This window comes from Embleya sp. NPDC050154 (assembly GCF_044460165.1).
GTDB lineage: Bacteria > Actinomycetota > Actinomycetes > Streptomycetales > Streptomycetaceae > Embleya.
The window spans coordinates 1-8,589 of record NZ_JBITJP010000065.1; the positions used below are offsets into that span (position 1 = coordinate 1).

The window sequence follows — 8,589 nt, forward strand, 5'->3', positions numbered from 1 at the left end:
CCGCGACTCATCATCCACCTCGCGACTTCCCACACCCACGCATCGCGCGCCGCCGAGACCCGCCGGGGTACCGGCGGCGAGGATCCCGTGAGCCTCCGGCGCGAGGCCGGAGGAGGTACGCGCGGACGGGCCGCGATGCACGCCACCGTCCGTCGGATCGGGCCCGTCTGCCATGCGTGTTTCGCACCGGAGCCCCCTGACCCACAACGGGTGGGTTGCGGTCGAAGGCCGGACCCCGGAAGGCGCAAATCCACCACGGCGCACTGATGACGCCAGTTCTCATAGGACGGGGGAAGCCGGTGAAGACTGAGCTGCTCCGGTTGATCGATGATCTTTCCAGCCCGGACCAGGACACCGCATGGAACGCCCGAGACGAACTCGAAATGGTGCTCACCCCTCAGGGGCTGGTGTTCGACGAAGGCTCGCCGGAGTGCATTCCATTGATGCTTGAGCTGGCATTGGAGCAGCGCACGCTGCTGGGGGCCGAGCTCATGCACTACCTGGCAAGCGTGTACTGCTCCGCGATGGGGACATGGCGGCGCGTACGGAGTGAGGCTGACGCCGAGCGAAGGAGCGTGTACGACAAGGGCGTTGCCTGGGAGGAGTCGGTCGCCGCCGGCTACGCGGCGGTGCTGCCCCGGGTGCTTGCGCTGGCACAGGGCCCCGGGGACACACCGTTCCGAGGTGCGTGCGTCTTTCTCCTCGGTGGGGCAACCGCGCAGCGCCACGTTCTGGTTCCAGCGCTCCAGCAGTTCTTCGACCACGAGACCGAGGAACCGCTGAAGATCGAAGCCGTCGAGGCCGTCGCCAACCTCGGAGCCGGCTCACACAGCGACGACCAGCTCGGATCGGCCGTCGCGAAATGGCTGCGACTGCGCCTTGACGACACCAACGCGGGCATCCGCCTCGGCACCGCACTCAGCCTCCTGGCCCGGGTCGAGGCCGACGAGCGCGACGCCCTTCTGGAGGTCGTCGTGGACTCCCGGCCCCAAGGTGCGCCGGCCGTGGACGAGGCCATGTGGCTCTCCGGCAAGGGCATCGGCTGGGCGCTCGATCGCCGACTCCGCGCGTGACCGACCCCCAGCGCCGTGCCCGGGAGGCGCTTCGGAGATCAGCGGACCACCCGATGTGTGCGCCCATCGCCGACAGCGTTGTCGTGACGGCCTACAGGAGCCGCTATGGCCTTTCGTAGTACGGGAGCCCCTGCGACACGATCCGTGTGGCGACCTCGTCGACGAAGTCCTCGGTGGGGGATGGCCGCGGTAGTGCGTGGTCTCCTCGTCCTTCAAGTCGGCAGGAAAGATGATCATCGATTCCGGCATATACCTCTTCGACTACCGGCGATTCCACGAACAAGTCGTACCGGCCATGCGACGGCTGCACGCCGAAGGAGTGGCCGAGCCGTGGTTGGAAGCGGTGTGGAACAAGCGTCAGCCACGGCCCACACCGGTCCCGCGGTTCACGCCCGACCTCAGGAAGCTGACCTTCGGCCTGATGGCCGGGCGTGACCTCGCCGGCGAGGTGCCCACCGAGTTGTTCCCCCGACCCGTATCGCGCCCGAAGCGCCGCCCGCGCCGTGAGCCGGGCCAGGTGCCACCCCCGGCCACGGACGAGTACGTGCTGCCGCCGGACCATGGCGCCTGGCTGGACTTGTGCGAGCTTTTCCAGACGGCGGTCGAGGAGACGTGTCTCGGCAGTGGCGCCTTCATGGGCAACGTCATGCTGCCGGGGCCCTCGATATCTGCGTCGACCAGCGGGGGACTCTCAGGTACGACCAGGACATTCGGACATTGCTGGAATGGTTGGAGAACCGGGGCAACGCCTGGAGACAGGCCGGTGTCGACTGCATCGCGGGCATATACGGCTGGCTCGACCCCGACGAGACCCGGCTGCTGGCCGACGCGCTCGACGGCGATCCCGCGCCGTCCATCGAAGCGACCTTGCCCGCCGTCAGAGCCGCCCGTACCGCCGGGGTGGGAGCGTGTACCGACGGAAACAGCTGCCCGCCGCTGCCGGCCGTGGTCCGCGCCGTCGCGCGGCTCGCGACATCGGAGGGACGAGGCTTGCTGTGGGGGCTGGACGTAACACCGCCTGAAGAGGCGCAGTTCGTATAGGCCGTCCGCGCATGCAGCTACGGCGAGGGAACTGCCCGCCTACATCGCGGAACCTGCACCGCGACTGGCGGGACATCGCCGCCCGGCGAGCCGAGACCCTGGACGCGGTCGGCACCACCCGCGCCGAGCCGGGCAACTGACAAGCCTCCGGCATCGCGAACAAGCCGTACACGCGCGTCGCTCCAGCACGACCTCCGTCGGGAAGAAGGCAACCTTCGTCGTCTCCTCGCGGCGCAGAGTGCCCGGTCATCCGGACGCCCGGTCACGCGGTGTCCCGGAGCGCGGCCGACGCCGCCGGGGGCGGGGCGACCGTTGAAGCGGCTCGACGCACCGTGGGGGCGATCCCGGAATGCATCCCCGTCTTTCCGGGGTCCCTTCACGCCTGTCCCCCCCGCGGTGCGCTCTCCCCCGCGCGGCAGGGATCTGCGGGGCAGACAAGCGGGCGGAGCTCCAACCGGCGAACGTCGGCCGGGCAGCGGCCGCGTACCCGGGCGGCCCGAGCCGGTCTAGCGACCCGGGCGGAGTCATTCGTGCCTGCCGCGATGGTCGATTCGCCTCGTCCGCCGCGTGCGGCGCTCTGTATGGGGCTCAGGCGGTGGTCGCGACGTTGGTGTTGTGGACCGCTTGCACCCACCAACCGCCGTCCCGTTTGACCAGAACCCAGGTGCCTGCGTTGGCGAAGTCGCCCGCCGCCGTGGCCGCGTTCTGTCGCACGAACACAACTGCGATGTCGGGTGCCGGGAACGTCACGCGTTCAAGGGCGATGTGCGTGCGGAAACCCTCGACCGGGTTCGCGAGTTGGCGACGGTGGTGGGCGTTGATGGCTTCCCAGCCGTCGAACCGTTGCCCGGCCGGCGTCGTGAACGACGCGTTGGCGGTGAACCGCGCGCCGACTCTGCCGGCGTCGAACTCGCTCACCCCCGCCTGGATTTCCGCAAAGACCTCGTCGATCGCTCGCAGGTCCTCACCGGACGCGGCCTGTTCAGATATGACCGGACGACTCATTCGTGCGCGCTCCCATGCTGCGTAGGTCCTCGACCGTAATCATCGCGCTCGCCCGGCACGCGCCTGCACATCCCCGGCCCATTCCCGGCAGGCACCGACATCGACGTCGCGACCGGCTTCGGGCCCGGCGGCGCGGCCCGCACCACCACCTGGCACGGCACTGCCGCCACCTTCACCGCACCGAGGCGGGCGACAAGAACGGGCGCGAACAAGCATATCTGGCGGAGATCCTCCGCCTGCCCGTCGTCGTCCGCGCCCCCGCCGCGTGGTGGAACGCACACCGGGCCGCCGTGGTCGCCGTGGCCCGGCGCGAGCCGACCGTCAGCGGCGGGCTGCTGAACGTCGCACCAAAGTGGCACCAGCGCGACATGACGTTCGACCAGGCCCGGGCGCTCGGCCTCGTGTGAATCGCCCTCCTGGACGACTGCGGAGCCACCGCCGGACTCGGCGACGGCGTCGACATCACCGACGAGGAACGTCCGGCGGACGGCACCACCGGGGTGGCCCACCCGCATCCTGCAACAGCCGGGAACGACTCCGAGATCTGGAGACCGGGCGGACCGTCGATGCGCCAGTCCTTGAGATTCTCCGCGTGAAGGACGACGTCACCGCCGTACGTGAGGGCTTCCTCGAATTCCCGGCGTGACCTCCGGTCCGGCTCGTCCGGATTGAAGACACACCTACCGGAGAACACGAGAGGAGGCGTCCCGCTAGCCTCGATCGTTCGTACGCCCAGCAGGACTTGGAGGTTGGCCATGTAGGTGGTTGATCGCTGGTTCGTAAGCTCGTCGTCGCCTGCCGGTGTGAGTCCGGTCCGGGTAGCTGCCAGGAGGCCCGGTAGCAGGCTGGCGGCGTCGGGGGGAAACGCCCGGCGTCGAAGTCCAGCGTCGAAAGCCCTGTAAGGGGGAGCAAAGAAGCGGTCCGTAGCATTACGCGAAGTCTGCGGCGTCGTTAGAGGCCCGCCCGTGAGGGTGGGGACAGGGAGAGCCGAGCCCCCGAAATCAGGGCGAAGGCCATGGAAGCGGTGAAGACCCTGGAGGGCAGCCGCGAAGGACTCCCCGGCGTATGGGACACGGAACGTTTCGACGGTGACGACGGGAACTGGGGAGGCCCTCCCCGGCCCGGCAGCCTGCGGCAAGAGCGCTGTCGGAAGCATCGCGACCTATAACCGGGTGCACCCCGGGAAGGGGAAGCGGGTCGGGTGGGCGTCGGAGGCGGCCGTAGTACCGCTTGAGCCGGACGGACAACACAACCGCCGGTGAGGGAAGGGCCGCTGCTTCGTCGATGCGTAGTGTTGAAGTGGAGGGGCCCGGTGAGTGCCCGCGTGGCTATTCCCGCCGTCGGGGGACGTTCTCCCTCGGATCCGGTTCGTGCCCTGCAACATGCGCTCTACCGGGCGGCCAAGGCCGATCCCGGACGGCGGTTCCACGCGCTGGGGGACAAGGTCCACCGCAGGGACGTCCTGGCGCGTGCGTGGTCGACGGTGCGTCGCAACGACGGCGCGCGGGGCATCGACTCGGTCGATCTCGGGCAGGTCGAGGAGTACGGGGTCACCCGATTCCTCGACGAGTTGGCCGTGGAGCTGAGAGACGGAAGGTGGCGACCGCTCCCCGCGCGCCGGGTGTTCATTCCCAAGCCCGGCACGCCGGAGCAAAGGCCCCTGTCGATTCCCGCAGTTCGCGACCGCATTGTGCAGGCAGCGCTGAAGATCGTGCTCGAACCGATCTTCGAAGCCGACATGCTGCCGTGCTCCTTCGGGTTCCGACCCAAGCGTGGCGCGCACGATGCCCTCCAGGTCTTGATCGACGAGTCCTGGCGGGGGCGGCGATGGGTGGTCGAGACGGACATCGCCAACTGCTTTGAGGCGATCGACCATGAGAAGTTGATGTACGCGGTCGAGGAACGCGTCTGTGACCGGTCCGTCCTGAAGCTTCTGCGCGCGATGCTGCGGGCCGGAGTGATGGAGGACGGGCAGGTCCGCCGGCCGGTCACCGGTACTCCGCAGGGCGGGGTGGAATCCCCTCTGTTGGCCAATGTCTTCCTGCACCGGATCGACCGGGCCTGGCAGACGAGGCAACACGGAGTGCTGGTGCGCTATGCCGATGACGCGGTGGTGATGTGCGCGACCCGGCAGCAGGCCGAAGCCGCCCTGGAGCGGCTGACGTTCCTGCTGGCCGACCTCGGCCTGGAGCCGAAGGCGGCCAAGACCAGGATCGTCCACCTCGAAGTGGGAGGCGAGGGGCTCGACTTCCTCGGCTTCCACCACCGATTGGTGGCCTCCCGGTCGCGCGATGGGAAGCGCCCGGTGACCTTCCTCGCCCGCTGGCCTGCGAACAAGGCCGTGCAGCATGCCCGCGACCGGATCCGTGAACTCACGGAACGGCGCCGACTGCTGCTGCCCGTCGATGTGATCGTGCAGGACGTGAACGCGTTCCTGCGCGGGTGGGCCGCGTATTTCCGGTTCGGGAACTCGGCCCGGCATTTCGACAAGATCGGGTCCTACGCGCGGATGCGGCTGGCGGGATTCCTGGCCAAGCGACATCGCCGCAGCCGAGCGTTCGGCTGGTCCGTGGTGGCGTTCGCCTCACGCGGCCGACCGGGTCTGATCGGCCTGCACGGGACCGTCGTTGCACCCAGGCCCTTCCGGGACTGGCGGGGGAGGCCGAATGCCGGTGGTGAACGGCGTCGGTGAGCCGTGTGCGGGAGAACCGCATGCACGGTTCGATGTGGCGGGGGCTGGAAACGGGGCGGAAGTACTCTGCCACCGCGCCAGCCCCCGACCCTACATGAGTCCTCGTCGTTTCGCTGACGGGGACTCTGTGTTTGCGCGGTCCGGCATTTCTGGGACTGCGCAGACCGATGGCCCGATTGTCGCGTCGGGGGCGCCGGGTTCCACGTCTCCGGGGTTGTGTCGCGGCTCGTCGGGGTGTTCGGGTCGGTTGTCAGGTGGGTGCGGCGAGTGTGGCAAGGCGGGCGATGCCGTCGAGGATGTGCCCGGTCCAGGGCCATCGCTCCGGCAGGCGGACGACGAGTCTTCGGCCGGTGCGGACCGGGCGGGCGGCGGCCGAGAAGAGGCGGAAGCGAAGCTTCTTGATCTCCCATCTCCGGGCGTCGCCGGTGAGGGCGAGCATCTGTGTCCAGGCGACCAATTCGCAGGCGAGGGAGACGAGTTCGCACCAGACCCGGTTTTGTGCGAAACCGTGCAGCGGCAGGTTCCGCGGGCCGGTCGCCTTCGCCTGGCGGATGCGGTCCTCGGCGCGGGCGCGTCGGCAGTGGCGGAGTTCGAGGTCCGCGAGCTGCCCGCCCGCCGTGTTCGTCACGAAGGCCACGCACCGGTTGCCGTCGACGTCGGTGATCCGCAACTGCGCGCCGGGGTGCGGGCGTTCCTTGCGCACGATCACCCGCATGCCCTTCGGCCACCCCGACGGGTCGAGCATGTCGGTGACCTCCGCGACCCACGCGCCATCGCGCGGACGCCCGTCGGCGTCGTACGCCGGCGTCCACGCGGCCTTGGGCACACGAAGGATCGCCGCGTGGATCCGGTCGGTGATCGTGAACCCGACCGAGTACGACAACCACCGGCCCGGCCGGGAGAGCCACGCGAGGAACTCGTGGGTGCCGCCCGCCGAATCCGTGCGGATCAGCGTGTTCCGGCCCCGCCGGTGCCGTTTCGGGACCTGCGCGAGGGCCTGGCGGGTGACCTCGATGTGGTCGCTCGCGGTGTTCGAGCCGGCGTTCCCGGGCCGCAACAACACGGCGAGGGGCTCACCGGCCCCTTCCGGGCCGTGGTCGGCGAACGCCCACAAGGGGTGGAACCCGAACGTCTTCTTCCAGGTCGGGCACGCGCCTTCCTTGTCGGAGTGCGCGGTGACCAGGACGCCGTCGAGGTCGATCGTCAACCGCTCGCCCACGACCGGCGACGCCCTCCCCGCGAGATTCCAGGCTCGTTCACGGGCCGCGGCGCGGGCCGCCCGGATCGCGGTCACGGCCTTCGGCCCCGCGGCGGCCAGGGCGGTGACCAGGCGCGAGAGGGTCGGGTCGGAGGCCACCGGACCGAACACCTCGGGCTGTTCCCGCAGGATCGCGACGTCGGAGAGGCAGTCCCCGCCCACCGCGAGCGTCACCGCGAGATCCAGGACAGTCTTCCCCGGATCGTGGACCGCCCTCGGTTTGTGCCAGGGCGCGAGCGCGCCCGACAACGCACGATCCAACCCGACCGTGCGAGCCGTCTCGGTCAACAACACCCCACCGGCCCGAGAAACGATCCCCGACCCACCGGACTCGACCCGGACACGCGGATACGAACCGCTATCCTTCTTCACCTGGGAAGTGCTTCTTTCCGTGCAGCCGACAGGACCCTAGAGAAGTCCCATCGTTGCAGGTCAGGAGCACTTTCCGTTTTTCTGACCGCATGTCAGACGCCCCGCTTCATGAAAGCGCGAGGCTGGTACAACAATCCGGAGGACTGGGACGACGACTGGGTCTTCGGCGATCCCCGCTTCGGCCTGGCTCGCGGGTCCGACGACGTCTTCCTGCGGTTCCTCGCCGAGACCCTCCACCCGGTCGTCCGCGCCGACCCGGTCGAGGCCCGACGCCTCGCGAAGGTCTTCAACGACGCGCTCGCGCTGGACGGTTGGGAACTGGTCCCGGACGGCGCGATCAGCGGACGGCCCGTGTACCGGGCCCGCCGCCGCACCTCGTTCCACGGCGGACTGCCCGAACTCAAACTCGACACGCGCCCGCTGTTGACCGATCCCGTGGTCCTGCACGAGCACTTGGGCCGGATCCGCGACGGCATCGAACGCGACCCCGCGGCGGCGATCGCCTCGTGCAAGGAACTCGTCGAGAGCCTGCTGAAGATGATCCTCGACAAGAGTGCGGTCGCATACACCAAGAACGACAACATCCCCAAGCTCTACGCGCAGGTCGCCGCCCTGCTCGCCCTCAAGGCCGAATCGGTTCCCGCGAGCGCGAAGGGCAGCGAGGCGTCCCACAAAGTCCTGGGCACCCTCGCGCAGACGGTCAACTCCCTGGCCGAGCTGCGCAACCAACTCGGCCTGGGCCACGGCCGCACCACCCCCAGCCCCGCGCTCGCCCGCCACGCACGCCTGGCACTGAACGCCACCGTGACCGTGGCCGAGTTCCTCCTCGACACCTGGCACGAACGCGTCGACAAGGGCCTCCTCACACCCACACCCATGAAACGGCGGGAACGCGAGCCGACGACGTCGCACGGGCAACACCACCTCCACACCCCCGAAGAGTCCCCACGCACCGCCCACCGCAACGCACGAGCGCATGCCGTCCGCATCCGAAAGGCACACCGGCCCCGCCGCCGACATTAGGTACAGCGCGCGTCCGGGGACTATCAAGGACTCGGCTCTGGCCCGTAATCGGTGGTAACGAAGGGTGACGGTTGTCGTTGGCATGGTGTGCACGATGTCAATGAGCTTGTGGCGGTGGTGTTTTC

The 8,589-nt window shown here is 69.1% G+C and carries 8 protein-coding genes; 6 read left to right on the plus strand and 2 right to left on the minus strand.

What is annotated here, in order from left to right; all coding sequences use genetic code 11:
• The first annotated feature begins 299 nt into the window (after positions 1-299).
• The 3 genes from ACIBSV_RS50455 (at position 300) to ACIBSV_RS50465 (ending at position 2,254) form a co-directional block, all read left to right on the plus strand.
• Positions 300-1,073 carry a hypothetical protein gene (locus tag ACIBSV_RS50455; protein ID WP_395874734.1) on the plus strand — a complete coding sequence of 258 codons (774 nt, stop codon included), beginning with the start codon at positions 300-302 and terminating at the stop codon, positions 1,071-1,073.
• Between the two features lie 717 nt (positions 1,074-1,790).
• Positions 1,791-2,114, plus strand: a complete 324-nt coding sequence (locus ACIBSV_RS50460) for a hypothetical protein (RefSeq protein WP_395874735.1) — start codon at positions 1,791-1,793, stop codon at positions 2,112-2,114.
• 11 nt (positions 2,115-2,125) lie between these two features.
• Positions 2,126-2,254, plus strand: coding sequence for a hypothetical protein (locus ACIBSV_RS50465; protein ID WP_395874737.1), 129 nt, complete (start codon positions 2,126-2,128; stop codon positions 2,252-2,254).
• Between the two features lie 448 nt (positions 2,255-2,702).
• Here the strand turns inward: ACIBSV_RS50465 and ACIBSV_RS50470 are convergent, their stop codons facing one another.
• Positions 2,703-3,119 (minus strand): SgcJ/EcaC family oxidoreductase, encoded by a 417-nt coding sequence (locus tag ACIBSV_RS50470; protein WP_395874739.1) that lies wholly within the window; start codon positions 3,117-3,119, stop codon positions 2,703-2,705.
• Between the two features lie 2 nt (positions 3,120-3,121).
• On the opposite strand from ACIBSV_RS50470, the gene ACIBSV_RS50475 reads away from it, so the two are divergent.
• Both ACIBSV_RS50475 and ltrA read left to right on the plus strand, forming a co-directional pair.
• The gene (locus ACIBSV_RS50475; protein ID WP_395874741.1) at positions 3,122-3,526 is read left to right on the plus strand and encodes a hypothetical protein; all 405 of its coding nucleotides are present in this window, start codon (positions 3,122-3,124) and stop codon (positions 3,524-3,526) included.
• Positions 3,527-4,443: 917 nt separating this feature from the next.
• On the plus strand, positions 4,444-5,811 hold the full coding sequence (ltrA, locus tag ACIBSV_RS50480) for a group II intron reverse transcriptase/maturase (RefSeq protein ID WP_395874742.1): 1,368 nt from the start codon (positions 4,444-4,446) through the stop codon (positions 5,809-5,811).
• Positions 5,812-6,061: 250 nt separating this feature from the next.
• Here the strand turns inward: ltrA and ACIBSV_RS50485 are convergent, their stop codons facing one another.
• A complete protein-coding gene (locus ACIBSV_RS50485) occupies positions 6,062-7,441 on the minus strand; it encodes an IS1380 family transposase (RefSeq protein ID WP_395874744.1) in 1,380 nt (459 codons plus the stop codon).
• 108 nt (positions 7,442-7,549) lie between these two features.
• Between ACIBSV_RS50485 and ACIBSV_RS50490 the strand changes: the two genes are divergently transcribed.
• Positions 7,550-8,464 (plus strand): abortive infection family protein, encoded by a 915-nt coding sequence (locus tag ACIBSV_RS50490; protein WP_395874746.1) that lies wholly within the window; start codon positions 7,550-7,552, stop codon positions 8,462-8,464.
• Positions 8,465-8,589: the final 125 nt, after the last annotated feature.